Genomic DNA, 26,546 nt, shown 5'->3' with positions numbered 1-26,546 from the left:
GACGACAGCCTTTGGCCCAAAAAGCAGCCTTTAACAAGGGACCGCTCGACCCACCCCAGAACGTTTTCTTTGCTGGCAAACACCTGCGGCGCTCAAGGACGGTGTTCCGTTGGGAACTCCGCTCAGCATTCCATCGCTCGGGCGGTAAGGCCCTGTCGCCCGCGGAACAGCCTGCCATCCCTCCAGAACCTACACCTCGTCTCACAAACGAGGAGGGAAACGCCATGTCCGCACAGATCACAAAGTTGACGCAAGATCCGGTTGGCCAGACAGCGTGTGCAACAGCAACTCCCAAGGATACGACCTATCGCATCCCAGGCGGAAAGGCAGGCGTGCTACTCATTCACGGCCTCTGCGGCACACCTGCTGAAATGCGCTTCATCGCAATGGGTCTCGCGCGCGCCGGCTACACGGTGCATTGCCCAACGCTCGCCGGCCACGGCGGCACCCGTCAGGATATCGTCAATACGACTTGGCAGGATTGGTACCAGAGCGCGCAAGCTGCGCTCGATGAAATGCGCGAAGAATGCGACACGGTAATCGTCGGCGGCCTTTGCCTCGGCAGCCTAATCGCGCTTCACCTCGCAGCCAACAACCGCGACAAAGTTCAGGGCGTCGCGCTGTTCTCGCCCACGCTCTGGATCAACGGCTGGGCCATGCCCTGGTACACGAAACTCTTCTCCCTCGTCCGCACCCGTTGGATGGCGAACCTCATGCAGTTTCCCGATGCGCCCTCGCTCGGCATCAAGTGCCCCCGCGTCCGCGAATTCGTTCGTACCGCCCTCGCTGCCTCCGACGGCTCGGATCTCGGCACCGTCGGAACACCGGGCGCCATGCTGCTGGAACACCGCCGCCTCGCAGCAACTGCCAAGAAGATCCTCAAAAGGATCGTGCAGCCCGTGCTCATCATTCATTCGCGTGAGGACGATTACGCCAACCTGGACAACGCGCTCTACGTGCAGGCGAACATCGCAGCGCCCACGGAACTGGTCGTCGTGGAAGATAGCTATCACATGATCACGCTCGACAAGCAGCGTCATGTCGTGGTCGGCAAGACCTCCGCGTTTGCGGCGCGCATTGCAGCAAGCGTAGGCGCTGAGCGTGCGGTCGAGACGCAAGCCATGGCGGCTGCCTGAGAGGGAGACGATGACGACCGCAAAATGCGCCTTCCACGCCGCGCAGTCCTCACCGTGAATGACAGCGCGGCCACGCGCTGGTCTATCAAGTTCGAACGAACCCGTTTGACCTGCAAAGCGTAGCCGCGTCGGGAACTCCAGATACGCGAAACTTCCTTCCAGAGCCCCTCTACTCTTAGCCCAGAATTAGTTGCTATAGTGCAAATGTCCCTAAATATTGCGTGGTACGCGCTCCGAATTAACTCTGATTTAAGCCTCTGGCCGCCGCAGCAGCCAATAAACAAGGGGTACGGTGATGGTATGAGGCAGAATGCGAAGCGCCACGTAAAAGAAAATATTGGAAATGCCAGGCACAATGACCCGCGTACCGAACATGAAGTTGCGATAGGCGCTACGCGCCACGCTATCCGCCGTCATTGAAGGCAACGCCAAACGGTAGAGTGCGCCGTCTGCGCCCATCTCCTCGTGGAAAGCCGTATCGACCGGCCCCGGCAACAGTGCCGAAATTCTCACCCCCTGGCCGGAGTACTCGCTCGCAACGGCCTCCGTCAGCGAAACAACAAAGGACTTGCTTGCGTAGTAAGCGGCTTGGTTCGGACCTGGAACATCCGCACCAAGGGAGGCCACATTCAAAACGCCACCGCGCTGACGCGCCAGCATGTCCGGCAGCACCGCGTGCATAAGGCGCGTTAAGGCCGCGATGTTTATGCTGATCAATCGCGCGATGTCTTGTTGCGACTGATTGAGGAAGGGTCCAGACAAACCCATTCCCGCATTATTGACGAGAACGTCCAGATAAAGCCCGGCCTTTGCCAAGTGGGCATTGATCGTCTGCAGCGCCTCGGGTTCATTCACGTCGCAAACAACAGTTGTGACGGCAGCCCCCTTCTCCGGCTTGAGGTAACGTGCAGCAGCCTCGAGCTTGGCTGCATTGCGTCCGACAAGGACCGTGTCGTGACCGGCCTGAAGAAAGCGCCGGGCAAGCGCCAGTCCGATACCGCTCCCCCCGCCCGTGATGACGACCGCCGGTCTTAAATGCGCAACCGCCCTGCGCGCGACCATGACGTCTTGAGGACTGGCCGGTGACCACCAGGGCCAAAAGAGCGACCGCCAGGAGGCCGTGCTGTTCTTCATATTTGAGTGTGCATCCGTGAAATTTGCGAGATACGGGCGACCGTAAGGAAAGCCCTTCGGCCGTGCAAGGCACTTAACCCCTAACCCAGCTGCTCGGATCCCAAGCTTTTCAAATAGATAGAGCGGCTGTACGCCAACTGCCGCGCCACGCCCGGAATGCGCCCCACACAAACCAAATTTCTCCGCCTCCTTATAAAGGGCCGTTATAAACGCGTTGGGATGACGAACGCGTTGCGCGCGGCCGTGGGGAGTTCGGGTGGCGGTTGCCACCCCGGAAGAAGCGGGTGGGAATGTGAAATCGGCATTGTCTCGAGGCTGGGCGACAGCGTTTCGCCGGAAGTCCTTTCTCACAAAATTCACAGCCCTCGCGACGGCATTTGCGGCGGCAGGATTACTTACATCATCGAACGGCAATGCCACTGCCGAAGCCGAAGCCGCCCAGCGGCCGCCCCTCGTCATGCAGGTCTTCGTCGCCACAAGAGCCGATGACTGCTATGACAACGGACAATTGACAGCCATCAAACGTCTGACCACTCTCGCCCAGCACCGGATCAATCGCGAAGGCGGCGTTGCAGGCCGCCGGATCATCGTGAACTTCCTTGATGATCGTCGTGACCAGCAGTTAACAGCAGGGAATTTCGCAACGGCCATCGCCGACCCGCAGACGATTGCCATGGTGGGCCTGTCGAACGCCACCCGGGCCAAGGCCGCTTTCGATGCCAGCGGCAAGGATCTGAAGGCGAGCGGCATTCCCTTCGTCTCCGATATTTCCGTGACCGAAATCATAAGAAATTACCCCAACGTCTTCACGTCACGCGCTTCCGAGGACGAGGAGCGCATGCCGGTCATCGCCGAGTTCGTGAAGGAATCGCACCTGGAGCGGCCGGGCTTCATCGGCATTCGATCTTTGCTGGCAAGCACCAACCTGGGAGATAGCCTGAACAAATATCTCGCAGGCGGCCTTACCGCAGACCGCCGCCTGCGGCTTGTCGACGAAAAGCTCGACTACGGCGAAGTCGCCGCGGCAGTCGCCGATCTGAAATCCAAGAACGTCGGCATTGTTTTCTTGAGCGTCGGCGGCGATCGCATGAAAGACGTCGTGAGAGCCTTCAAGGATGCCGGCTTCACGCCGCCGCTGTTCATATCCGGACGCATCGATGCGCTCGCTGGCAACAGCGCCGAGACCTATCCCAACGATGTCTATCAGCTCGCCTGGGACGGACTGCCGGGCGTCTATAATGAAAGGCTGCGCGAGCTGATCTGGAGCACGGCCTCGCCAGGCCAGTGGCTTTTCGCGGGTCGGAAGAATGCGAGAGCACCGGGCTGGAAGGACGGGACATGCAAACCCCGTGACGAAGACATCCCGCTCGAAGTGCTCGATGATGCCAACATGCGCGCCCTCGCAACTGGCACCCAATACGCAGACATGGTCAGGCTCATAGCCCAGGCGGCACGTTCCGCGGAACCCACCGCCCAAATATCAGAAATTCGCAAGCTGATCGTTGATCAACTCCAAACCGCGTACGCAACAGGGCGCGGCATCTTCAGGGGAGAGTTCGACAACTGGTCATTCCAGCCAACCTCCCGCGCAGCCGCGCGCACACCGCTCATCCTGATGCTGCCCCAAGGGCGAAGCCAGACACAGCTCGCGCCATTGCAGTTCCTGCACCTGCGCGATCACACGCTGCAGCGCATAGATACGCTTTATGCCGATATCGACCTCATTCACGCCGAGCGCATCGACGATACGGATAAGACGTTCTTCGCCGATTTCTATCTTTCGATGAACGACCGCGGCGGTGCATCGATCGAGCAGATCGAATTCGCCAATGCGTATCTGGAGCCCGGCTCGAACGAACGCCAGATCACCGTGCGCGCCCTGCACGACGGCAGCAAAAGCGCTGCTTACCCCGATCACATGAAGATATATCAGGTGACCGGCAAGTTTGTGTATTCGCCCGACCTTAGAAACTATCCCTTCGATACGCAGCGTTTCGCGATCGAACTGCGGCCCAAGAACGGCAGCAACCCATTCATCGTGCAGCCGCCGCCGCAAACAATCCGCGACCACGTTGTCTCGGTGGATGGCTGGACTCCGAAAGACCAGTATGTCGGCTATGACGAGGACTTCGTGCGCACCGTCGACGCGCAGACGCTGGAGCCAAGTGTCTTCCCATTCTATAAGGCGAGCTTCGCCTGGCTCATGAAACGCGAAACGACGGACTACTTCTTACGCGTCGTCGTGCCGTTGGGCTTCATCCTGATCATCGCTTATCTGTCGATCTTCATTTCGCGGCATCATTTCGAAGCAATCGTCACGATACAGGTGACGGCGCTGCTCTCCGCCGTCGCGTTGTATCTGGCGCTACCTAAGCTTGACGCCAACACGGAGACGCTTTCCGACCGGATGTTCCTCTTTACGTATCTCATGCTGAGCGTGATCATCGCCATCACGATCGCCCGCGAGAACAAGAGGATCGAGCCGATCCGTTGGCTGGGTAAAAGCCTTGTCTTTCTTCACATCGTCGCGGTACCGGCAGCTGTCGCGGCAATGGCCTATTATGTCTATCAGGCAAGCACCACCTAGGCTCGTCGCGCTTCCGGGTTGATCAGGAAAATAGCGGCGTTTCCGTACGTACCTTCTTCAAGACCTCGGTGAATGCCGCCACCGCCGGATTGCGAAACTGCGCTGCGCCGGCGCGCCCGCTGAACGCAGCCACGAGCTCCCATCGTATCCCGGGCTTTTTCAGTGCCGTGATCGCGACTTTCGGAACCTTCGGGATTGCGGCCCGCGCCATTACAAACGTGCAGGGGACGAGGGCGATGCCAAAGCCGCGCGCGACAAGATCGAGAAGCACCTGCACGTCGCCGACCTCGAGTGCGGTCTTGCGGGTTACGCTGATCGAGGCGAACGCCCGGTCGACGATCCGCCGCGTTCCCTGGTCGATCTGAAAATCAACGAAGGTCTCGCCTGCGAGGCTCTGTAGCGAAACGCAGTCACCCCCTGCGAGCCGATGATCCAGGGGATGGGCAACCACCAGCCGGTCGGACGCAATTGGCAGCGACACGATTTCGCGGCTCTTCTCGTACAGCGGCAGGAAGGCGAGGTCGATGCTGCCGTCCTTGACCTTTTGCATCAGATGCGCCGCCGTGCTGTGGCAGAGACGGATATCCACATCCGGATGCAGCGCGTGAAATTCCCCGAGCAGAAGCGGCAGATCGAAAAAGGCATTGAGGCTCGCGCATGTCCCAATGCTCAAACTCCCCTTCTCCAACCCGTTAATGGCAGCAACCGCACGACGTGCCTCCCGCACCCCCGCGATGATCTGCAGCGCACGGTCATAAAGGGCGCGACCCGCCACCGTCAGCTCAACCCGACGCGTGGTGCGCACGAAGAGAGCGGCACCCATTTCCTGCTCCAAAGCCCGAATGGAAGCCGAAAGGCCCGACTGAACAATATTCATTCGCCGTGCCGCGCGCGTAAAATGCTGCTCTTCCGCCGCCGCAATGAAATGCTCGAGTTGCTTGAGGTCCATATCGGCCGCCATTCATCTGAAAAACAGAATAATAGCATTCAAACATACTATTGGACAGATGAGCCGTGGACCCTCATTTGTGGCGGAAGGCGTTGCGCCGTCCAACCTTAAGACGGCGTAAAGTAATTCTCGCGCCTGCGCGTGCCCGACCGCGCGCTTTCGTCGCCTACTGAAGATGCGTTTCAACAGACGGAATCAAGCGTCCTTGCCGGTTCCGGCGTGAGGTGCCGCTGGTTTTTTATCTCTAGCCGGCGAGTGGAGATCCCTGAAGCATGGCTGCATTGGTGCGAATAGCGCTGCGGTCGCCATACACGTTTGTCGTGCTGGCCCTGCTTATTCTTCTGACCGGCGGTCTGGCTGCCTTCCGCACGCCAATCGATATCTTTCCGGAAATCCGCATCCCGGTCATCGCCACCGTCTGGCAATACACCGGGCTTCCACCCGACGAAATGGCCGGACGCGTGGTGACGCCATTCGAACGCGTCTTAACGACGACCGTCAACGACATCGAACATATCGAGGCGAACTCGTACAACGGCATCGGCGTCGTCAAAATCTTCTTCCAACCCGGCGTCAACATCAGCACCGCCAACGCCCAGGTCACCGCGGTATCCCAAACACTCCTCAAGCAGCTTCCCCCCGGTTCGACGCCGCCGCTTATTCTGAATTACAGCGCGTCGACGGTTCCGATCGTGCAGCTGGCGCTCGGCGGCGAGGGCTTGACCGAGCAAAATCTTTCGGATCTCGGCCTGAATAACATTCGGACGCGGCTCGTAACCGTGCCAGGAGCCGCGGTGCCGTATCCGTTTGGCGGCAAGACGCGCCAGATCCAGATCGACCTCGATGACACGGCACTGCACGCAAAGGGTCTTTCCGCGCAGGACGTCTCCAACGCGTTTTCCGCGCAGAACCTGATCAATCCGGTCGGCACTCAGAAAATCGGCAGCACCGAATACACGATGCAGCTGAACAACGCGCCGTCGGATATCAATGCTTTGGGCGACCTGCCGATCAAGGCCGTCAACGGTGCGATGGTCTACATCCGCGACGTCGCCCACGTGCGCGACGGCAATCCCCCGCAGCAGAATATCGTGCACGTCAACGGCAACCGCTCGGTGCTGCTGTCGGTTCTGAAAAACGGCGCGGTTTCGACGCTGGATATTATTCAGGGCGTCAAAGACAAGATTGCCGAAATCAAGCCCGGTTTACCCGATGCCCTGACGATCTCGTTCCTTGGCGACCAGTCCGTCTTCGTCCGCGCCGCCGTTCAAAACGTCATTCACGAAGGCGTCCTCGCCGCCGCTTTGACGAGCATCATGATCCTGCTGTTCTTGGGCAGCATGCGATCGACGGTCATCATTGCAACCTCCATTCCGCTCGCCGTCTTGGCATCTGTCGCAATGTTATCTGCGATGGGCGAAACCCTGAACGTCATGACACTCGGCGGCTTGGCGCTGGCGGTCGGTATTCTCGTCGACGAAGCGACCGTGACGATCGAGAACATCAATTACCACCTCGAACAGGGCAAGGACGTCGAGACGGCCATTCTCGACGGCGCCGATCAGATCGCGACGCCCGCCTTCGTTTCGATGCTTTGCATCTGCATCGTCTTCGTGCCGATGTTCTTCCTTGAAGGCGTTGCGCGCTTCCTCTTCGTGCCGATGGCCGAAGCGGTCGTCTTCGCCATGGTCGCCTCCTTCATCCTGTCTCGCACGCTCGTGCCGACGATGGCGAAATACCTGCTGAAGCCGCACGATCACGAGGCGGCGACGCGGCCGACGCGCAATCCTTTCCTCCTGTTCCAGCGGGGTTTCGAGCATCGCTTCGAGAAAATGCGCCTCGGCTATCACAACCTGCTGGAAAGCGCGCTGGCGCACAGGGCGATCGTTTTGCTATTCGCGTTCGGCTTCATCGCCGCATCATTCCTGCTGACGCCCTTCCTTGGCCGCAACTTCTTCCCAGCCGTCGATTCCGGGCAGATTCTGATGCACGTCCGGCTCGACGTCGGCACGCGTGTGGAAGAAAGCGCCCGTGAGTTTGCACAGATTCAGGATGCCATTCGCGAGATCATAGCGCCGGAAGACTTGGGCGCGATGGTCGACAACATCGGCATGCCGGTCAGCGGCATCAACACGTCGTATAACAATACCGGGATGATCGGCCCGCAGGATGGTGACATCCAGATTGCACTTAATGAGGGCCATCGCCCAACGCCCGAATATGTAAAAATTCTTCGCGACGAGTTGCCCAAGCGCTTCCCCGGCGCGACGTTCTCGTTCCTGCCGGCAGACATCGTCAGCCAGATTTTAAACTTTGGCGCGCCGACGCCCATCGATCTCCAGATCAGAGGGCCTAAGCTCGACCCGGCTTTCGATTACGCCGAGAAGATCCTGCGAAAGATCAAGCTCGTTCCGGGCGTCGCCGATGCACGTATCCAGCAGTCACGAGAAAACCCTGGCTTCAAGGTGAACGTTGACCGCTCGCGCGCGCAGTATGTCGGTGTGACCGAGCGTGACGTAACAGCGAGTTTGAGCACAAGCCTCGCAGGCACCAGCCAGGTCAATCCCGTCTACTGGCTAAATAAGAGTAACGGCGTCACCTACCCGATCGTGATCCAGACGCCGCAGTACAAACTCGACTCGCTGAGGTCGCTCGAAAACATGCCGATCACCGCCGACGGCGCGCCGGCCCCGCAAATCCTCGGCGCCGTTGCCGATGTCGAGCGCATGGCGAGCAACGCCGTCGTCTCGCAGTACGACATTCAGTCGATGGTGCAGATCCTGACGACGACGGAAGGACGCGACCTTGGCGCCGTCGCCGCCGATATTCAAAAGATCGTCGATGAAACGAAGGGGGACCTTCCCAAAGGGGCAACCGCCGTCCTCCTGGGACAGGTGCGCACCATGAACGGCGCCTATGCCGGAATGTTGTTCGGCCTCGCCGGCGCGATCGTGCTTATATATCTCCTGATTGTTGTGAACTTCCAATCCTGGGCCGACCCCCTGGTGATCATCATGGCGCTTCCTGCAGCGCTCGTCGGTATCGTTTGGATGCTGTTCATCACGGGAACGACACTGTCGGTGCCGGCCTTGACCGGCGCCATCATGTGTATGGGCGTTGCAACCGCAAACGCCGTTCTTGTCGTGAGCTTCGCCCGCGAACGCTTAGCCGAACACGGCGATCCGATCCAGGCTGCTCTCGAATCCGGTTTCGTGCGCATCCGTCCCGTGCTGATGACAGCGCTCGCCATGGTCATCGGCATGGCGCCGATGGCACTGGGGCTCGGCGAAGGCGGCGAGCAGAACGCGCCGCTAGGCCGCGCCGTTATTGGCGGCCTTTTGTTTGCTACAGCCGCGACATTATTCATTGTGCCGATTATCTTTAGCCTGATGCACCGCCGAAAGACGGCAAGCTCGCCGTCTCCGCAACGTGCAACCCCGGGAGAATTTCATGCTGCCTGAGAAGACCGGCGATAAGCCGCGGCGCTCACGCTGGAAAATGCCGCTCGTCGCCATCCTCTTCATCGGCGGCGCTGCATTCCTCGCGTTCACGGGCATCACGAGCCGGCAGCAAAGCGTCGCGCAGCTCAAGAACAAATCTGCGGCGCGTGCGGTCCCGGCCGTCATCGTAGCGCCGCCGGCCGTCCAGCCGAGCATCGGCATACTCGATCTCCCTGGCCGGCTGGATGCCTATTATCAAGCTGCACTGTTCGCGCGCGTCAGCGGCTACGTATCGAGCCGCAATGCCGACATCGGCACGCGCGTGAAGACCGGCGACGTGCTCGCAACCATCGACGCGCCCGACCTCGATCAGCAGCTATCCCAGGCGCAGTCCGACCTGAATAATGCGAAGGCGAACGCTGCGCTGGCCGACGTCACCAACCGGCGCTTCCAGGCATTGCTGCCCAACAGCTACGTCACCCAACAAGGGGCTGACGAAAAGAAGGCCGACCTGGAAGCCAAGAACGCCATGGTGAAGTCCGCGCAGGCCAACGTTGATCGCCTGAAGGCTCTCACCGCGTACAAAAAGATCGTCGCCCCCTTCGACGGCATCGTCACAGTTCGCAACACCGACGTCGGGAACCTGATCAATACCGGCAGCGCCACGGGCTCGGAGATGTTCGTCGTCGCTGACGTTCACAAGCTGCGGCTCTACGTCAATGTTCCCCAAGCCTACGTGCCGATGATCCCGAATGGCACTGTCGGCATCCTGACGGTGCCAGAACGGCCGGGCAAAAAATACGAAGCCAAGGTCGAGGCATCATCCGGAGCCGTCGATATGGCATCGGGTACGACACGCATGCAGCTCGTTGTCGACAACGCGGCCGGAGAACTCATGCCGGGCGCCTACGCCAGCGTTCATCTCACCGTCGGCAACAACCACGACGTCCTCGTCATTCCCTCGAGCGCGATCCTCTTCGACAAGGCCGGCCTGCGCGTCGCAACGGTCGGACCCGATGATCGGGTGCTGCTGAAGCAGATCACGATTGGCCGTGACCGGGGCGCGACCGTCGAAGTCGCGTCCGGCCTGGCTCCCGAAGACAGGATCATTGAGAGCGTACCCGACGGCATCATCGACGGCGACCGCGTCAACGCCAAGGAACGGCCGGGCTCCTCTACCGCGCCCTCGTCATCCAACGGGCCCACGCCTCCCAACAAGGGCTAATGTTTAAGAGGGACATGCAGCGAGTGGGGAACAGGGATGTTCCGCCATGCGTTTGCCGCGCATGGAACAACGGAAGGATCATGTCCCAATGAGGGTGAGAATTCTTACCGGCGCCGCACTGGCGGCTGCACTTCTTGCCAATTCAGCAGCCTTCGCCCAGCCGTCGGCGAACGACATTCCGCCGAACGCGCCCGGCGGCGGCAAGAGCATCGAACCGGGCAAGGTCGGCCCGGGCAGCGAAAAAAACTCCCAAATTTCGCCGACTTCACCGGCTGTTCCGGTTGAAAAGCAGCCCCCTCCGGAGATCAGCCTGCCGGCCGATTCAGCCGGGGGAAACAGTACGGGCGAGTCAGGGAGCGGTCCGGAAGGAACGGCTCCGCCGCACAACCCTTCGGCTCCCGGCCTGCAGTAACACGGGGCCCAGAAGCCGCGCGATTTAATCAAATGAAGATCGTCATTGTGGAGCGGAATTTTCCATCTTTGACGGTCTTCGTTGCGTCCGGCCTCGATGGCGGCAATTCTAATCAATAGGGGTCGGCACAAGTAGTGAGGCAGCGCATGTTGAAGATTTTGGGCTTAGCCAGCTTCGTGTTGGGCCTGTCCGCTTTGGTCCCGGCCGCGGACGCTGGGCATCGCAGAAACAACTGCTGCTTCAAGCTTGGCTACCACCGGTACGGACCGCCCTACGGCCCGCACTTCGGATTTGCAACCTACGCCGGCGATCCCTTCGCGCGCGACGACTATTACGATGGGCGCCGCTGCTACTACCTGCACCGTCGCGACTTCTGTCGCGGGCCTCGTCCGCTCGACTGGCTGCGCTTCCGCTAAGCACACACAAAAAGGGCCTGCGATCAGCAGGCCCGCTCATGCCCCGCTGTCACCACGCCGGAACGCAGATCTGGCGCGGCCTCAAATCATATCCATTGTCGAAGTAGCAGTAGGTTCCGCGATACCCGCGTACGGGAACCGGCACCGGAACGGGCACCGCATAAACGGGATAGCGCGGCAGCGCATAATAGCTTCCCGCCGGGTAGAACCCGTAAGCGGGATAAAAGCCCCAGCCCATGCGCCGGCATTCCCGGCTCGGCGCGTGATAGCCGTAAGGATCGTACACGCAGCCGCGATGCCGCGCTTCAGCTGATGACGTCGCCACGGCAAAACTCAAGGCCGCCATGATGCCGGCAGCTGCGCACTTCACATACGACATGGATGTCTCCCGAATGCACTCACGGTCTGCATATCGGGAGAAGTTAAACGAAGCCATTAGCGCGCGGTGGCCCGAGCAAAACTAGAGTGAATAAAAACTTGCCCTAATTGTATAGGCGCCCTTGCGTAGCGCTCAGTCCGGAACCAACTCGATTTGGCCGGCCAACGACTGGATGTCACGATACGATCTCTGAACGCTCTCGATCAGATTTGGCAGCCGCTTTGCCATTTTCTCCTTCACGTCAGCCGGACAGCCCGCGGGCTGCTTCGCCAGTGATTGGGCGACCTGCTCCTTAGCCTTGGTCTCGACCGCCGCACGGTCAATTGCGGTATCGATGCAGCTGTAGAGTTTGGCGACGTAAGGCGTCGTCGCCTGATAGAACCGGTCGAGCTTGTCCGCCTCTGCGTTGAATCCGCAACGCCGCGCCAACTCGATCTGCTCGAACTGGTCAGCCACCTGCGCCTGCATGAGAAGAGACGTGCATGCGTATCCGGTCGCGATGCCAACTTGTTGGCGGCAGAGCCCGCGCCGCATGTCCGCTTTTTGGATCTCATTGAGCGTGCAGGCCGCCGCGCCGCCGGATAGCGACGCAAACATGCCGAGCGCAAGAAAGGCGGACACTCTCAAGTTCATGGGCTATCGCTCCCCCGAAGCAAAGACACGGTTCGCCTGCCGGACCAAAGAGCGGCAGAGCGCTGAAACCTTAACAGACGGAATATGGCGCGCGCAGTACGCCGGCTCGGCTGTGACTTTATGCGCCTCCCCGCATGCAAAAAGCCCAAAAGGGCCCGTCAAAACGCGATTTCCGTGCGCTGTGTTACGACCCGGTCACGTTTTGCCTCCTTGCCAAATGATAGCCTCGATCCGAGTCTGTCGTGGAAAGGAACGCGAGTAAAAAATCCGCGCAAACCGCTCTTCACACGCCGGCAGGCGATAACGATCGCTCGCGTTTCCTGAGCAGATATTGCGCGAATGGGAGCAGCGCCTTGGGCTTTTCTAACGGAGAGAAGCCAACATGCAGAAATTCAAAGTCATCGTCTGGTGTGAGAACTGCCGGAACGACGCCGAGGGATGTTTCGGCGGCGGTTGTGAAACGATAGGCAGCGCGTTCGAGAGCTGGGACGACGCCGAAAAGGCTGCCGCCGAATACTGCGGAAACATGCCCTACCATTATCGGGTCGAGGAGCAGGACGAGTACTAGGCGGTCAGGGCGGCTGGCGAGCCACCGCTTGATGAAGAACCTGCCCGCGCGAAAGCAGAGCGCTGGCCCGGGCCTCCTCGCCCCTCATCTCTGACCCGCACCGGAAGAACAAAGAGGCGGACATCGCAAGATGTCCGCCTCTTTTTGGATACGCAAAACTATTTTCGAACAATGACTTGAAATCCTTGACAAATCATGAGCGGCGCGAAGCCCGCGTTCCGCGCAAAATCTGTTAAAAAAGCGTGTGTTCCTTGTGGGAGAATCCAAAAGAGTACAGCGCTCCGAATCCGATTCTGATTCCGTCGCATTGGGTTGGCATGATTCGGATCACCGGTTGGTCCGGCTCATCGCGGTGAGGGAATTCAATGCGCATGTACGGCTACACATCGGACGAACTTCAGTCGTTTTATCGGGTTCTCGATCGCTTGGTGACTGAAGTTGCCGATCGTGAATTGCAGATCACGGTCTACGATATGATCCACCGGCTGTTCGAAGCCGCGGACAAAGGCGTTCGCGATCCGGAACGCCTGCGCCAGGCCGTGCTACGCGGCTGGGTGGCACCCGAAGCCCTGTCGGAGAACCTCGAACCCCACCACTGGCGCGCCGCTTGAGCGCCAATTCGTCGGCGGGAAAGCGCCCCCGGGTCCCGCTGGGCACATTTTCAAATCAACAAGGGCACCAGGTTGGCTTCGCCGCGTTTTGGCGGCAGAGACCGGCGCGGGAGCACGCTTCGATATTTCCTGTGAAAGAAACTGAATTACGCCTCGTGCCGCAGACGTGTGGATTTATAAATCCGCCCTTCGGCCTAGTCTGAAAAGACGAGTTGCGGCAGGAGGGCTTATTTGCAATGGCGCTGCATTCTTCGCGCGGCCAGAAGGATGGGCATGCGCGACTGACGTCGCCTCAGCGTGCTCTCTTGCTGGGACACTTCTCCACCGTCGGCGATCTTCAGTGTCTCGATTTTGCCAAGCGCGTGCTTGAACAGCAAAACTGCGCCTACGACGTTGCCCCTTACAGCGAAAGAGTTCGCAAAGCGATGCCCGGAGCGGTGGCTCCCTGGGATGCAGATCCAGCTCGCTATTCACACCTCCTGGTGATCTGCGGACCTTGCTGGCCGGAATTTTTCCAGAAACGAAAGTTCGACTTCGAACGCTTCGGCCACTGCAACCGTATTGGCCTGAACCTGACGATGGTGAAACCGCTCTCGGAGTGGAACCCCTTTGACACCTTGCTGGAACGGGACTCCGATGCTTCCGCGCGGCCCGACCTCACGTTTCTGGTCGATACGAAGCCCGTTCCCGTTGTGGGTCGTTGCATCATCCGCAAGCAGGGAGAGTACGGCGAACGCCAGAGGCATGAACAAGCGCTGGCCGCGATCGACGATCTGATTGCCCGCTGGAAGCTGCCCGTCATCGAGATCGATACCCGTTGGCCGAATGACACTTCCCTGTCTGGGCCCGACATGTGCCCGGCCGTAAGCGCCCTGATAAGCCGGGTTGACGTTCTCATCACCAACCGGTTGCACGGCCTCGTGTTTGCAATTCGCAACAGCGTTCCAGTGCTCGCAGTCGACGCGGTCGCGGGCGGCGACAAGGTCACCGCGCAAGCGAGAACCATCGAGTGGCCAATCTGCCTCGACGCAGAGACGGCTACGCCGGCTGCAATGGATCGTGCTTTGTCGTGGTGCCTTAGCGAGGAAGCCAAAGATGCGGCATCGCTATCGAAACAGCGCGCTGAAAATCTCCTCGACTCCATGGAAACAGATCTGTCCGCCGCCATTTTGCGGCCGGTGACACGCAAGTCCCCGCGGCCCACGGTAAAAACACGCAGGACGTTCTGGGACATGATCAGCCGCGTGTCGAAAGCGAACCACGCAATGTGATTGCGCTCGAAACACCGCACGGGATGGTCGCTTAGAAATGAAGCTGCTCTTTCTGAACCGCTCGTTTCCCGTAATTTCCCAAACGTTCGTACTTGATCACATTGCCCATGCTATCGGCTCCGGGCATCAGACCGCCGTCGCCGCGTTGAAGCTTGCGAAGGGCGTCGCGCATCCGGTCGTTGAGCGCCTCGCGCTCTACGACGACATCATCTACAGCCGTCCCATAGAAGTAGCGAACCTGAAGCGCGTCGTGAAAGGGATCGCCGCGCATCCGAAGCGCTTGCCGTGCGCCGTTTATCGCTCGGCACTGGGATGGCCGACTCTGACCGAGACCTCGGTCGCCATGCAGCTCGCTTACGAGCCAGACGTGATCATCGCCAACTTCGGCCCCACGGGACTTTCCGCTGTTCGGCTGAAGGAAGCGTATTTTCCTAAAGCCAAAGTGGCCGTCGTTTTTCACGGCTATGACGTGTCTGGCTATCTGCAAAAACATGGTTGGAGCAATTACCAGCGCATGGCGCCGAGTGTTGACCTCGCCGTTTGCGTCAATGCTCTCTGGGCGGAAATTCTCGGCCGTAATACGACAATGAAGAACATTGTCGTCCATCACCTGGGTGTAGATTGTGCCTCCATCGGCGCGAGGCCGAACAACCGTGTGCCGAAACAGGAAATCCTTTTTGTCGGGCGTATGACCGAAAAGAAAGGCTTCTCCCACCTCATCGCCGCTATGGGCATTCTGGCTAAAAAAGGAACGGCTCTACGCGTACACGCGATCGGAGATGGCCCGCTGCTCGACCGGTATCAATCGATGGTTCGCGAACGCGGCCTCGCAGACATGTTCGTCTTCCATGGTGCACAGACCCACGGCAAAGTTCTGTCGATGATGAAGGACCTGGATTTTCTTGTCGCCCCCAGCATAACGGCCGCGAGCGGCGATCAAGAAGGCATCCCGGTCGTGTTGATGGAGGCGATGGCGAGCGGGATTCCAGTGATTGCCACCCGGCACTCCGGCATCCCAGAGCTCGTCACTGACGGCGAAAGTGGGCTGCTCGTCGAAGAGAGGGACGACGCTGCGCTCGCGGCCAGCATTGAAGCCCTGGCACACGATCCCGAACTGGGGCAACGCCTCGCCGTCAGAGCCAGCGCGCGCGTTCGCGAACATTTCAATGCCGCACAGCAGAGCGCCCGCTTTTTCGAACTCGTCGAAGGCTTGGTGCCGTAACGCGCCGAGCACCCTTACGGGCCAGCGCGTCGGAGAAGATGGACCGGGAAATGCCGGAGCAGGAATGGTGCCGCTTGCGTGACTCGAACACGCGACCCCGTCATTACGAATGACGTGCTCTACCGGCTGAGCTAAAGCGGCATCAAATCGACAAAGCCGGTTGCTGCTTGTCGATCGTCGTGCGTGAAAAAGCTTTCAGGCACACTTGAAGCATCGATGCGCCCTGATCCGGTTGCGGGTCCAGCCGGAGGCCGGGCAACCTTGAGGATATCGGCGCGTCGCGCTTCGAGTTCGAGCGTCCTAGCGCACCCGTTCCAACATCGCAAGATGCAAACGGTATCGCCCGGCCGCTCGTGGCGCCGATGCCCTAATCTCCTGTTCTGAAAGCCCGTTGTTGGGCGGGCTAAGCGAAAAAGCCGCATGCTAGCCGGGCTCAGGACCGTCCTGCGAAACATCAGCGGCAGCGCGAGCTCCGGGGATCGGCGGCATCAGGTGCGCACCGGGCCGCGCCTTCTCCGTATCTCGCCTGAAGTCGTCCGCCGCTCGAGTGCTCCGCCCGATTGTTGCTTTTTGCGCGCGGCCGGCCACGCGCTCCCCCGCATTTTCAAAAGCCTCGCCCGTTGCATCTCCAACGATGCACAGAAATGTTGCCGGCGGACCCCAGTTTAAGTTGTGCGCTGACCATTCGCGCGGCACCCCTAGCGCAAGTAGATTTTGGCGTGAGGGATGTCTAGTCATGCGGAAAGTCATTTTATTTTCAGTAGTTGCATTTATTTTCAGCGGCGGGGCCGCAGTTGCTCAAGACGACGAATTCAACGGTTTCTATATCGGAGGTATCGCGAGCGCGGTGTTCGATGGCCCGAAGGCGACGTTGTTCGACGACGACCTCGGCGGAGACTTCGCGCTTCATTCAGGCGACCGGCAGAACCCGACGTGGGGCGTAAAAGGTGGGTACAATTTTCAATTCGGATCATATGTCTTAGGCGTCGAAGCCGACTGGTCTTGGGGATCCGGCAGCACGCGACGCTCTGTCCTCGATGATGATGGCTTTGGTGTCGATAGCGTCAGCGCCAGGCTCGACAGCATAGGATCCGTTCGCGGGCGCTTAGGGTATGCCGTCTTCCCCAACGCGATGGTCTTCGGCACGGGAGGCATCGGCTGGGCCGACGCCGAATATACGTTCAGAGACGCCGATGAATCTCCCGGGCGGGCGAAGATCCACTCCAACGATATGGGAGCCGTGTACGGCGGCGGCTTCGAGTTGCTCTTTCCCTACAACGTCGTCCTCACCGCCGAATATCTGCACTTCGATATCGGCGATGACCGCTTCATGGCAGACGCGCCTCAGCTGAATGGAGGCGCCGGCATAGCAACATCGCTGGGCCCGATCGATACGCTGCGCGTATCCCTCAGCTACAAATTCGGCGGCGGCAGCGGCACTTATTATGAAGCACCCTTCCCGCTGAAATAGAACGGCGCAGGGGCACAGCGCGCCCCGCACCCGACCCAGACTCAGGCTCAGGCTCAGGCTAGCTGATCGTCCGGAAATTCCGCCGCGCGACGGGCTGTTCAAGCTCCGGCTCGGCGGGATCGGTGCCCGGATCATCCGGTGCCCGCGGTGTGACGAAGACTGTCGTCTCAGTCTTCGCAGCGGGCGCCTTCTCAGCGGCGGGCCGCTTGATGACGGTAGCTGCGTCGTCGGCCACGGGAAGAGGAGCGGCAGCACCATTGACCGTCGTCCCCGAGGCCGGGCCGTTGGGCTTCGCGGTGACTGTCACGGGTTCCGCATCCACGACGTCGGCCTGCGCGCGTTTGGGTCGGGCCACGCCCGGGTCGGACGCCTTCGCGGGCTCGGCCGGCGCAGCACCAGCTGCCCCCGGAATCGGTGCGATCGCGATCAGCTCCTCGATCTTGCTGGCAAGAATCTCGCTGCCCTTGCCGTCCGTGGTTTCCACCGGCACACGCCACTGGAACGCGTCCAGGCGGCCATCGACCGGCGATGTCGGCTCCCAGTGATCGGAAATGACGCCGTCCGCCATCCAGACCGGATCGCGAGCCGCGTTCATCGCCCGGGCGAGCCACTCGCGCACCCGGCCCTTCTCACCATTCTCGCCAGCCTCGATGCGCGCCATCAGCATGGCGACGCGTTGCGTCAGGCGGCCATCAAGAAGCGGCTCGAGCGCGCGCCGCGCTTCCTCATACATCCGCGCCTCGACAGCCGTTGAAGCAACAGCAATGGGACTTTCGATCGAATGCGGGTTGAGCGCCGCCAGCTGCCGCACGCGATCAACGCGATCGCGCGTGCTGTCGCCGACGCGCGCATGGGCGTACGTCAATGCAAGATCGGGATGGGGTGACTTCGTCCACGTTTTCTGCAGAACCTTCGCAGCCTTCGCCGTATTGCCGCGCGAAGCGAGGATGCGCCCAGCGACGACCGCGGCCGGAACGAGATCCGGTGCCAGCCCATGCGCTTCGAGCGACCACGCGAGCGCCTTGTCGGGCGCGTCGTCCTCGATCTCGATGGCCTTCGCGGTCAGCAGAACAGCCCGCTTGCGATCGGCAGCAGCCCTCGCGATGTGACCGCTGCGTTTGGCATGATCGAGCGTCTTCAGGGCGCCTGACCAATCCTTCTGCTTGCACAGCTCTTCAAAGAGCGCGGTAGACGACCATTCGAGCTTCGGATTGGCTTTGAGCGCACGCGCCGCGAATTGCCGGGCAGCTTCGCCCGCGCCCTCGCGCTGCGCTTCGAGAAAGAGACCGCGCAGACCGAGCTGTTCGGTCTCGGGTGAGGCGAGCATGGCTTCATAGATGCGGCGCGCAGCGGCACGATCACCCGCGAGCTCGGCCGACTGTGCGCGGAGCAGATGCGTCAATGGCTCGTGTGGCAGCGTCTTCCGCGCCTGCAGCGCATAACGCGAGGCGAGCGCGCTGTCGCCGGCGCCGATCGCAATCAAGCCGCTGGAAAGAGCATCGAGCCCTTTCTTCTGCCGCTGCCGGAGCAAGCGGTCGCCGAGTGCCGCCGGACTGTTCCACAGCGCCCGGAACACCGACCACAGAAATACCAGCGTCGCCACCGCCGCCGCCAGAATGACGACCGCGCGGAAGACCGAGGTTTCGATATCGTAGCCCTGCCAGGCGATCTGCAGGGTTCCCGGCCGGTCCGCCAGCCACGCGAGGCCGGCAGCGATAAGGGCGATCGTGAGCAGATAGACGACGAGGCGCACCATGATGCAAACCCTTTGAATGATTACGGCGACGGCGTCGCCGCCGGCTGAGCACCGCTCGCGATCGATGTCTTGAGTTGGGATTCGAGGCTCGCCAACGCCTTGTCGACACTGACGCGCGCCGCGACCTTATCGAGGAAGGGTCGCATCGCATCCTGAGACTTCGGCGGCAGCTCCTTCGCCGCTTCGAGAACGTCCTCGAGGCGTCCTTCGTTCAACGCAACCTGCATGCGCCCCACGACCGCCTCGGTACTCTTGTCGTCAGGGCCGAGATCGGTGCGGCGAACCCGGACGACCGACTTTGCTCCAGCCCAAAGCCGGTCGACGACCGTCGCGTTATCAGGTTCGGATTCGGCGTCGATGGCGTTATTGGCAGCCGTCCTGAAATCCTTAGTGATTTCTGCGGCGGAGGGCACACCCGTGTCCTTCAACTTCTCCAGAGCCGACAGATCAATCGAATTTCCAGCAACTTTCTTCACGTCTGCAAGCTGGCTCGAGAAGCTATGCCCGCCATCGAGCGCGCGGCGCAAATTCTGCAATTCGAGAGCGAGCACCACGCGTCCGGCACTCGCCTTTCGCTCCGCATCCGCTTGCACGACATCCTGTACGCTCTTCTCCAGAGCTGCCGCGCGCTCCCACAAAGGCTGCACAGCGGCGGTGATGTCCGCCGGTTTGGCAGCAGCGGTCTTCACCGCCTCCAATGCAGCCTTGAGGCTCTGCACTTCGTCCTGAGTGACCTTAAGGTCAGCCGCAACGTGATCGGTCGCAGTTTTCACGGCCGTGACAGTCGTTTCGATGCGAACGCTGTCCGTCTTCAGACCGGCGACATCCTTGTCGATGCGTTGCGTCCCTGCGCGCGCCGCTTCACTCGCTTCCGTTGCCGCCTGCACGCGCCCCTCGACATCCTTCGCCACGCTGACGCGCAAAGCAGTGAGTTGCGTCGCAAGACTGGTTTCGAGATCGGAGACCTTGCCGGTCAAAGCCGCAAGCTGCTCGATGCGGTTCGCATTGGGATCGTTGACGCCGGCATCGGCTAGCGCCTTGAACCGGTCTTCGAGCTTGGCGATGCGCTCGATGAGCTGCGTCGATCCCGAGTCAGAGGCCGCCGACGCGAGGGCTGCCTTCGTCTCTGCCACAAGCTGACTTTGGCTTTCGGTGATTGCCGGAATTTTCTTGGTTGCGGCTTCGAGATCCGAAATGCGAACTTCTATGCCGCTCAAATCCGGGCCCGGGACGGGAGCGCTCTGCTTCGTCTCGACCGCGGCAAGCCGCTGTGAAAGAGCGGCAACTTCATTGCCTGTTGGACTGAGCCCCAGCTGCGGCAATGCCCATTGATAAGCGGCAAGCGCGAGAACGCCCCCCGCAACACCCGCTGCAAGATGGCTGAAGACGCCGCCGCGTTTCGTGACAACGATGTCGTCATCGTCATCCTCGTCGGCATCGCTGTTGCCGGCCGGCGGTGCGGAGGCCGCTGCTGAGGCGGAGGCCGACGACGCCGATCTCGTGCTATCGCTTCTCAGGAATTTCGGCGTCGACGTGTCAGGGCCCGCAGCGGTTTCGCGATCAGTGTTGGCCTTGGCCGGCTCTGCGGCTGGCTTCACGGCATAGGATCGCGCCGCAGCGGGAAGAGGCACATCAGCGCCAAGCGACTTCGGCCCCGTCCCCGATGCCGAACCCTTGGGCGGGCTCGTCTGGATTTCGGTCGCCTTGAGTTCGAGCGTCGCGTAGGGCCGTTTACCGGCGTTTGATCCCGCACCCGATTTGTCGTCTGCCATCGAAGCTTTAGCCTCCACACGAAACTCGCGTATGCCATCTGAACCCGGCTGGTCGCCGGGCATTCAGCCAAATTGTCATCTGTTGAGAGAGCTCTGAAGCCGGGGCATCTAACCGGCCGATACGCGCCTTACTTACTCCGCTTTAGAATTTGCCGCGAGACGTTTTACGAGAGCAATCATTTCCTCAAGATTAGGACGAGAAGCTATCTGAACGTTATAGCTTTTTTCCGGTTGCCCCAAGGCCTCAGCGACGCGCTCGGAAAGACAGAGATGGGCGACGCGCGAAAGTTGTACCGGCGGAGAGAGATCCGCAACGAGGCGTGCCCAGGTCTCGCCCGTGCGCGGCGACATCAGAGTGACGGCATCGATGCTGCCGCTTTGAAGCGCTTTGATGACCTCGGGGTTTAGAGTTTGAGCGGCCACCGACCGGTAGGCGTTCACGGCTCTGACGGGAATGCCCGCGCTGGCGAGCGCGCCTTCGACATCGAAGGCAACGACGTCCCCTCTGAGATAAACAGGATGCGCACCGAGTTCGGCCCGCCGCGACTCGAGAATGGGCGCGAGCTCCGCCCCCGTTCCCGGTCCCTCGACGACGTTCGTGAATCCAATCTCACGCGCCGCCGCACCGGTTCCGGGCCCGACCGCAAAGAACGGCAGATCGTTCACTGACCGCAACGCGCCCGACACCGCATTGCGGCTCGTCACGATGAGCGCAGTTGCACCGCGAAGATCGTCCGGCGCAATCTTCTCAGGCACAATCTCGATGAGCGGTGAGAGCGTCACACGCAAGCCCATCTCTTCAAGCCGGGACTTGAACGGCTCCGCATCGCCTTGCGGCCGCGTTACGATCACATGCATCAGACGTTCGTTCGAACAAGAATGGCAGGATCTGCTTTGCTCAAGATTTCATCCGCGGCGTCAAGGCCGAGATCGACGGCATCATTAGGCGAGCCCATCCGCGAGACCTCGTAACTCATCTTCCCATCGACCGACAGGATCTGCCCGCGAAAGAACATCTCGCCCGAATTGATTACCGCGTGACCGGCAATCGGCGTGCGGCACGAGCCTTCCATGCGCGCAAGAAACGCGCGCTCGGCCGAAGCCGCAAGCGCTGTCTGGGGATCGTTCAAGGGCGCAATGAGCGCTGCCGTCGCCTCGTCTCCCTCGCGAACTTCGAGCGCGATCACGCCCTGCGCGACAGCAGGCAGCATGTGTTCGGTTGCCACCGGCGCGGTAATGCGATCCTCCATCCCAAGCCGCTTCAAACCAGCGACCGCGAGAAAGGTTGCTTCGGCGACGCCCTCGGCGAGCTTGCGCAGCCGCGTCTGCACATTGCCGCGAAATTCCACGACCCGAAGATCGGGCCGGGTATGCAGGGCCTGCGCCTTCCGCCGCAGCGATGACGTGCCGACGACGGCATTGAGCGGAAGCGAGCTGAAGTCTGCATGTTGCAGCGAAATGAACGCATCGCGCGGATCCTCGCGCGGCAGCACTGCGCCGATGATGAGCCCTTCCGGCAGAACCGTCTGCATGTCCTTCATCGAATGGACGCCGAGATCGACCTCATTAGAAAGCAGGGCCTCTTCGATTTCTTTGGTAAAGAGCCCCTTGCCGCCGGCTTCCGACAGCGGCCGGTCGAGCACCCGGTCGCCCGTCGTCTTGATGACCGTGATCTCGATGGCGCTCTCGGGCAGGTCATGCGCGGCCATGAGGCGCGCCCTGACTTCATGCGCCTGGGCCAGAGCCAAAGGCGAACCCCGAGTGCCGATACGTATGCGCGTCGCTTGCAAAAAGGTCTCTCCGGATGGTAGGCGGGCGCTCGTGTCCGTGGTCCGGTGAGAGTGCCGTGATTTCGGGCGATACTAATGCTCCAAAGCCGGGCGAATTCCAACCTCGCTCGGGCAAGTTCCTGAACATATGGCTGAGCTTACCGAATCCGGGTCCCCTCCCATGCTCGTTCTGGGCATAGAGACGAGCTGCGACGAGACCGCCGCGGCCGTGGTGGCGCGCGATCCCGCAGGCTCAGGCCGCATTTTATCCAACGTCGTCCTTTCGCAATTCGAAAGCCACGCGCTCTATGGCGGCGTCGTGCCGGAAATCGCTGCCCGCGCCCATACCGAAAGCCTCGATCTTCTCATTCAGAAGGCGCTCGACGAGGCTGGCATTGGTCTCGGCCATCTCTCCGCCGTTGCGGCCTCCGCCGGACCGGGCCTTATCGGTGGCCTGATCGTCGGCGCAACGAGCGGCAAAGCTTTGGCGCTCGCCACCGGCAAACCCTTCCTCGCCATCAATCATCTCGAGGCCCACGCCTTGACGGCCGGGCTGACCGACGGCATCCGGCCGCCGTACCTGATGCTTCTCGTCTCGGGCGGCCATACCCAGCTGCTGTGGGTCGAAGGCGTCGGCCGCTACCGGCGGCTCGCCACCACTATTGACGATGCGCTCGGCGAAGCTTTCGACAAAACGGCAAAGTTGCTGGGCCTGCCGATGCCCGGAGGACCAGCCGTCGAGAAGGCCGCCCTGAAAGGCGATCCGCGCCGCTTCAACCTGCCCCGGCCGATGCTGGGACGGGCAGACCCGCATTTCTCATTCGCTGGCCTCAAGACGGCCGTCCGCCACGCCGCCGCAAAGATCTCGCCGCTCTCCGAACAGGACGTCGCCGACCTCTGCGCCTCGTTCCAGGCGGCCGTTTGCGACAGCGTAGCCGACCGGGTGCGATTGGCGATCTCCACCGTGCTTCCGCTCTTGGCCGAGGATGCGCCCCGCAATTTCGTCGCCGCTGGAGGCGTGGCCGCCAACAAGGCCCTCCGATCCATGCTCGTGGACCTTTCAGCGAAGTCGGGCTTCACCTTCCATGCACCGCCGCTTGCGCTCTGCACCGACAACGGCGCCATGATTGCCTGGGCCGGAGCCGAGCGCTTGGCACAAGGACTCGTCGATGACTTGGCGGCGCCCGTCAAACCGCGCTGGCCGCTCGATCCCAGCGCCGCCAAAGCCACGGGCGCGGGCGTGAAAGCCTGAAGAGCGCCCGTTAGAATGCCGTGCTAGACTTAAGTCTTGTTCGAATGCGGGGGCAGGTTTGCAAATCAATTCGGTGAGCATTGTCGGCGGCGGCGCGTGGGGAACAGCGCTCGCGCAGTCGTTGGCGCACAACCAGATGAAGGTCACGCTGTGGGCACGCGAGACCGAAGTCGTCGACGACATCAACATGCGGCACGTCAACCGGACGTTTCTACCTGGCGTCGACCTTAATCCCGCGATCTGCGCCACATCCGATCTTTTGGCGACGGCGGGTTCGGATGCCATCCTCGCCGTCGTTCCGGCGCAGCACTTGCGCAGCGTCATGGCCCGGATTGCCAAGCAGCTGGCGGCGAACACGCCAGTCATCATTTGTGCGAAAGGTATCGAGGACGCAACGGGCCGCTTCATGGGCGAGGTCCTCGAAGAAGCAGCACCCCACGCGCTGCGCGCCGTTCTGTCCGGGCCAAGCTTCGCCGCCGACGTCGCACGCGGTCTGCCATCTGCGCTGACGCTCGCCTGCCGCAGCGAAACAGCCGGCCGCACGCTTGCCTCCGCACTCTCCTCCCGCCAAATGCGTCTTTATTGGTCGAGCGATTTGCTGGGCGCCGAACTCGGCGGCGCAGTGAAGAACGTGCTGGCCATCGCCGCCGGCATCGTCGAAGGCCGCGGCCTCGGAGCTAGCGCCCACGCGGCCATCGTCACACGCGGCTTTGCCGAACTCCGCCGCTTCGGCGAAGCCATGGGCGCGCGACCCGAAACACTGCTCGGCCTCTCCGGCCTCGGTGATCTCATCCTGACGTGCGGCAGCCCGCAGTCGCGCAACATGTCGCTCGGACGCGCGCTCGGCGAAGGTCGCACCCTTGCCGAATTTATGGGTGGCCGCGTCACCGTTGCCGAAGGCGTACACACCTGCGCCGCGCTCGTCCGGCTCGCGCGAGAGAAAGGTGTTGAGATGCCGATTGCCGAAGCCGTGCACGGCATCATCCAAGGCCGCCTCCATGTCGATGAAGCAATCGCATCCTTGATGCAGCGGCCGCTCAAAGCCGAAGACTGAGAGCGCTCCACCTTTCTGAGAATTTTCTGCTGCGACGTTTCAGCCGAAACGTTGGAGCCATTTGCGAAAGCGCCAGCAATTCGCGCTTTTCCGGGCGAACAGCAGTATTCGCGACGGACCCTTCCGCCGCACGTGAGCACAACGCCTTTACCGAATATCAAGGCCTTGATGAGATAACCATCAAACAGGTCGCGGCCTTGAGCCTCTCCGACCGCAAAAGTTTCGTGTCGCGTCTAAAGCCCCATGCTTCTTGCAAGCATGGGGCTTTTGTTTTGGCACCCCGCCGCCTTGAGCACCGTGCAGTTTCGCGCTAGCACCGAGCCCCTTACATAAAGGCTGAGCATGACCGCCTTCTGGCTCCTGAAATCCGAACCCGACGTCTTCTCGTGGAGCGATCTCGTCTCCCGCGGCAAAAAGGGCGAGGCGTGGGACGGCGTTCGCAACTATCAGGCGCGCAACAACATGCGGGCGATGAAAGTCGGCGACCTCGGTTTCTTCTATCACTCGAACGAGGGCAAAGAGGTCGTCGGGATTCTGCGCATCATCGCGCCGGCCCACCCCGAGGCGAAAGACGAAACAGGCAAGTGGGAATGCGTGGACGTCGCAGCCGTCACGCCCGTTCCCAAGCCCGTCGGCCTCGAAGAGGTCAAATCGAACCCCAAGCTTTCGGGCATGGTGCTCGTCAACAATTCCCGTCTGTCCGTCCAACCCGTGTCGGCCGACGAATGGAAGGAAATCTGCAAAATGGGCGGGGTCGATCTCAAGAAGCTCAAGGACCAATGACCGCCCGGCTCGATCCGGCTGATCCTGCAAGCGCCGAACGGTTCATCCTCGAAAATACGAAGCCTATCGCGCCGCCCTTGGTGGCGGAAATTACGTTGCGCCTCGCCGAAGAATCGCTGCCGATCTGGCAAAAGACGGAAGAAGAGTTGGGCGAGCTTAACGTGCCCCCACCCTTCTGGGCTTTCGCCTGGGCGGGCGGCCAGGCCGTCAGCCGCTACCTCCTCGACAACCCGGAAATCTGCCGCGGCCGGAACGTGCTCGACATCGGCGCGGGCTCGGGATTATCCGCCATAGCCGCCGCCAAGACCGGCGCAGCCCACGTCCTGGCGGTCGATATCGACGGTCTGGCCGTCGCCGCCTGCGCCATCAATGCCAAGGCGAACGGCGTTGCCATCGAGACGACCGCTGCCGATTTGCTGAGCACTGAACCTCCGGCCGATAGCGTCATCATCGTCGGCGACCTCTTCTACGAACGCGAACTGGCCGAACGCGTCACCCGATATATCGGCCGCGCCAAGGAACGGGGCTGCTCCATCTTCATCGGCGATCCCCGCCGCAGCTACTTCCCGCAGGACCGGTTTACACCGTTGGCAGAATATCAGGTGCCCGTGACCCGCGAGCTTGAGGATTACGACATCAAGCGGACCACCGTCTGGGGCGCCTAGGGCCTTCCGCGGTGCGATATTGAACCGCAAACAAACCGGCG

General features: G+C 61.1%; 24 protein-coding genes and 1 tRNA gene. 15 read left to right on the top strand and 10 right to left on the bottom strand.

Going from position 1 to position 26,546, the window contains the following annotated elements:
• The first annotated feature begins 224 nt into the window (after positions 1 to 224).
• The gene (locus VFG26_RS06570; protein WP_325023464.1) at positions 225 to 1,136 is read left to right on the top strand and encodes an alpha/beta hydrolase; all 912 of its coding nucleotides are present in this window, start codon (positions 225 to 227) and stop codon (positions 1,134 to 1,136) included.
• 249 nt (positions 1,137 to 1,385) lie between these two features.
• Here the strand turns inward: VFG26_RS06570 and VFG26_RS06565 are convergent, their stop codons facing one another.
• A complete protein-coding gene (locus VFG26_RS06565) occupies positions 1,386 to 2,270 on the bottom strand; it encodes an SDR family oxidoreductase (protein ID WP_325023463.1) in 885 nt (294 codons plus the stop codon).
• Positions 2,271 to 2,526: 256 nt separating this feature from the next.
• On the opposite strand from VFG26_RS06565, the gene VFG26_RS06560 reads away from it, so the two are divergent.
• The gene (locus tag VFG26_RS06560; protein ID WP_325023461.1) at positions 2,527 to 4,857 is read left to right on the top strand and encodes an ABC transporter substrate-binding protein; all 2,331 of its coding nucleotides are present in this window, start codon (positions 2,527 to 2,529) and stop codon (positions 4,855 to 4,857) included.
• 22 nt (positions 4,858 to 4,879) lie between these two features.
• Here the strand turns inward: VFG26_RS06560 and VFG26_RS06555 are convergent, their stop codons facing one another.
• Positions 4,880 to 5,806, bottom strand: a complete 927-nt coding sequence (locus VFG26_RS06555; protein ID WP_325023458.1) for a LysR family transcriptional regulator — start codon at positions 5,804 to 5,806, stop codon at positions 4,880 to 4,882.
• A 272-nt stretch (positions 5,807 to 6,078) separates the two neighbouring features.
• On the opposite strand from VFG26_RS06555, the gene VFG26_RS06550 reads away from it, so the two are divergent.
• The 4 genes from VFG26_RS06550 (at position 6,079) to VFG26_RS06535 (ending at position 11,299) form a co-directional block, all read left to right on the top strand.
• On the top strand, positions 6,079 to 9,267 hold the full coding sequence (locus VFG26_RS06550) for an efflux RND transporter permease subunit (RefSeq protein WP_325023457.1): 3,189 nt from the start codon (positions 6,079 to 6,081) through the stop codon (positions 9,265 to 9,267).
• Positions 9,257 to 10,471, top strand: coding sequence for an efflux RND transporter periplasmic adaptor subunit (locus VFG26_RS06545; protein WP_325023455.1), 1,215 nt, complete (start codon positions 9,257 to 9,259; stop codon positions 10,469 to 10,471). Before VFG26_RS06550 ends, VFG26_RS06545 begins: the two co-directional genes overlap by 11 nt.
• A 46-nt stretch (positions 10,472 to 10,517) precedes the next feature.
• Positions 10,518 to 10,883: a hypothetical protein gene (locus tag VFG26_RS06540; protein ID WP_325023453.1), complete on the top strand. Its 366-nt coding sequence runs from the start codon at positions 10,518 to 10,520 to the stop codon at positions 10,881 to 10,883.
• 146 nt (positions 10,884 to 11,029) lie between these two features.
• Entirely contained in the window at positions 11,030 to 11,299 is a 270-nt protein-coding gene (locus tag VFG26_RS06535; protein ID WP_325023451.1) for a hypothetical protein, read from the top strand.
• Positions 11,300 to 11,348: 49 nt separating this feature from the next.
• Here the strand turns inward: VFG26_RS06535 and VFG26_RS06530 are convergent, their stop codons facing one another.
• Positions 11,349 to 11,678, bottom strand: coding sequence for a hypothetical protein (locus VFG26_RS06530; protein WP_325023449.1), 330 nt, complete (start codon positions 11,676 to 11,678; stop codon positions 11,349 to 11,351).
• Positions 11,679 to 11,810: 132 nt separating this feature from the next.
• On the bottom strand, positions 11,811 to 12,311 hold the full coding sequence (locus VFG26_RS06525; RefSeq protein WP_325023447.1) for a hypothetical protein: 501 nt from the start codon (positions 12,309 to 12,311) through the stop codon (positions 11,811 to 11,813).
• A gap of 382 nt (positions 12,312 to 12,693) precedes the next feature.
• Between VFG26_RS06525 and VFG26_RS06520 the strand changes: the two genes are divergently transcribed.
• The 3 genes from VFG26_RS06520 to VFG26_RS06510 all read left to right on the top strand — a co-directional run bounded on the left by VFG26_RS06520 (position 12,694) and on the right by VFG26_RS06510 (position 14,761).
• Complete coding sequence (locus VFG26_RS06520; protein ID WP_325023445.1) at positions 12,694 to 12,879, top strand: hypothetical protein; 186 nt, start codon at positions 12,694 to 12,696, stop codon at positions 12,877 to 12,879.
• Between the two features lie 365 nt (positions 12,880 to 13,244).
• A complete protein-coding gene (locus VFG26_RS06515; RefSeq protein WP_325023443.1) occupies positions 13,245 to 13,490 on the top strand; it encodes a hypothetical protein in 246 nt (81 codons plus the stop codon).
• Between the two features lie 236 nt (positions 13,491 to 13,726).
• A complete protein-coding gene (locus VFG26_RS06510; RefSeq protein ID WP_325023441.1) occupies positions 13,727 to 14,761 on the top strand; it encodes a polysaccharide pyruvyl transferase family protein in 1,035 nt (344 codons plus the stop codon).
• Between the two features lie 31 nt (positions 14,762 to 14,792).
• Here the strand turns inward: VFG26_RS06510 and VFG26_RS06505 are convergent, their stop codons facing one another.
• A complete protein-coding gene (locus tag VFG26_RS06505; protein ID WP_325023439.1) occupies positions 14,793 to 15,032 on the bottom strand; it encodes a hypothetical protein in 240 nt (79 codons plus the stop codon).
• A 72-nt stretch (positions 15,033 to 15,104) separates the two neighbouring features.
• Here VFG26_RS06505 and VFG26_RS06500 point away from each other — a divergent pair, with 72 nt between their 5' ends.
• The gene (locus VFG26_RS06500; protein ID WP_325023437.1) at positions 15,105 to 15,983 is read left to right on the top strand and encodes a glycosyltransferase; all 879 of its coding nucleotides are present in this window, start codon (positions 15,105 to 15,107) and stop codon (positions 15,981 to 15,983) included.
• A 65-nt stretch (positions 15,984 to 16,048) separates the two neighbouring features.
• Here the strand turns inward: VFG26_RS06500 and VFG26_RS06495 are convergent.
• Positions 16,049 to 16,124: transfer RNA gene (locus VFG26_RS06495), tRNA-Thr, on the bottom strand.
• 595 nt (positions 16,125 to 16,719) lie between these two features.
• Between VFG26_RS06495 and VFG26_RS06490 the strand changes: the two genes are divergently transcribed.
• On the top strand, positions 16,720 to 17,454 hold the full coding sequence (locus VFG26_RS06490) for an outer membrane protein (protein ID WP_325023435.1): 735 nt from the start codon (positions 16,720 to 16,722) through the stop codon (positions 17,452 to 17,454).
• Between the two features lie 58 nt (positions 17,455 to 17,512).
• Here VFG26_RS06490 and VFG26_RS06485 read toward each other — a convergent pair whose 3' ends face one another.
• From VFG26_RS06485 to hemC, 4 genes are all read right to left on the bottom strand, one after another.
• Entirely contained in the window at positions 17,513 to 19,210 is a 1,698-nt protein-coding gene (locus VFG26_RS06485; RefSeq protein ID WP_325023433.1) for a heme biosynthesis protein HemY, read from the bottom strand.
• A gap of 20 nt (positions 19,211 to 19,230) precedes the next feature.
• On the bottom strand, positions 19,231 to 20,982 hold the full coding sequence (locus VFG26_RS06480) for a hypothetical protein (protein ID WP_325023431.1): 1,752 nt from the start codon (positions 20,980 to 20,982) through the stop codon (positions 19,231 to 19,233).
• A gap of 132 nt (positions 20,983 to 21,114) precedes the next feature.
• Positions 21,115 to 21,840 carry a uroporphyrinogen-III synthase gene (locus tag VFG26_RS06475; RefSeq protein ID WP_325023428.1) on the bottom strand — a complete coding sequence of 242 codons (726 nt, stop codon included), beginning with the start codon at positions 21,838 to 21,840 and terminating at the stop codon, positions 21,115 to 21,117.
• Positions 21,840 to 22,772, bottom strand: a complete 933-nt coding sequence (gene hemC, locus VFG26_RS06470; protein ID WP_325023426.1) for a hydroxymethylbilane synthase — start codon at positions 22,770 to 22,772, stop codon at positions 21,840 to 21,842. The genes VFG26_RS06475 and hemC overlap by 1 nt, the downstream gene beginning before the upstream one ends.
• A 160-nt stretch (positions 22,773 to 22,932) precedes the next feature.
• Here hemC and tsaD point away from each other — a divergent pair, with 160 nt between their 5' ends.
• The 4 genes from tsaD (at position 22,933) to VFG26_RS06450 (ending at position 26,505) form a co-directional block, all read left to right on the top strand.
• The gene (tsaD, locus tag VFG26_RS06465; protein WP_325023496.1) at positions 22,933 to 24,003 is read left to right on the top strand and encodes a tRNA (adenosine(37)-N6)-threonylcarbamoyltransferase complex transferase subunit TsaD; all 1,071 of its coding nucleotides are present in this window, start codon (positions 22,933 to 22,935) and stop codon (positions 24,001 to 24,003) included.
• A gap of 58 nt (positions 24,004 to 24,061) precedes the next feature.
• Entirely contained in the window at positions 24,062 to 25,057 is a 996-nt protein-coding gene (locus tag VFG26_RS06460; RefSeq protein WP_325023424.1) for an NAD(P)H-dependent glycerol-3-phosphate dehydrogenase, read from the top strand.
• Between the two features lie 342 nt (positions 25,058 to 25,399).
• Positions 25,400 to 25,840, top strand: a complete 441-nt coding sequence (locus tag VFG26_RS06455; RefSeq protein WP_325023422.1) for an EVE domain-containing protein — start codon at positions 25,400 to 25,402, stop codon at positions 25,838 to 25,840.
• Positions 25,837 to 26,505 carry a class I SAM-dependent methyltransferase gene (locus tag VFG26_RS06450; protein ID WP_325023420.1) on the top strand — a complete coding sequence of 223 codons (669 nt, stop codon included), beginning with the start codon at positions 25,837 to 25,839 and terminating at the stop codon, positions 26,503 to 26,505. The genes VFG26_RS06455 and VFG26_RS06450 overlap by 4 nt, the downstream gene beginning before the upstream one ends.
• Positions 26,506 to 26,546 lie beyond the last annotated feature (41 nt).

It is taken from the genome of Hyphomicrobium sp. (assembly GCF_035687085.1).
Taxonomy (GTDB): domain Bacteria; phylum Pseudomonadota; class Alphaproteobacteria; order Rhizobiales; family Hyphomicrobiaceae; genus Hyphomicrobium_B.
This window is presented reverse-complemented; position numbering and strand designations above follow the sequence as displayed.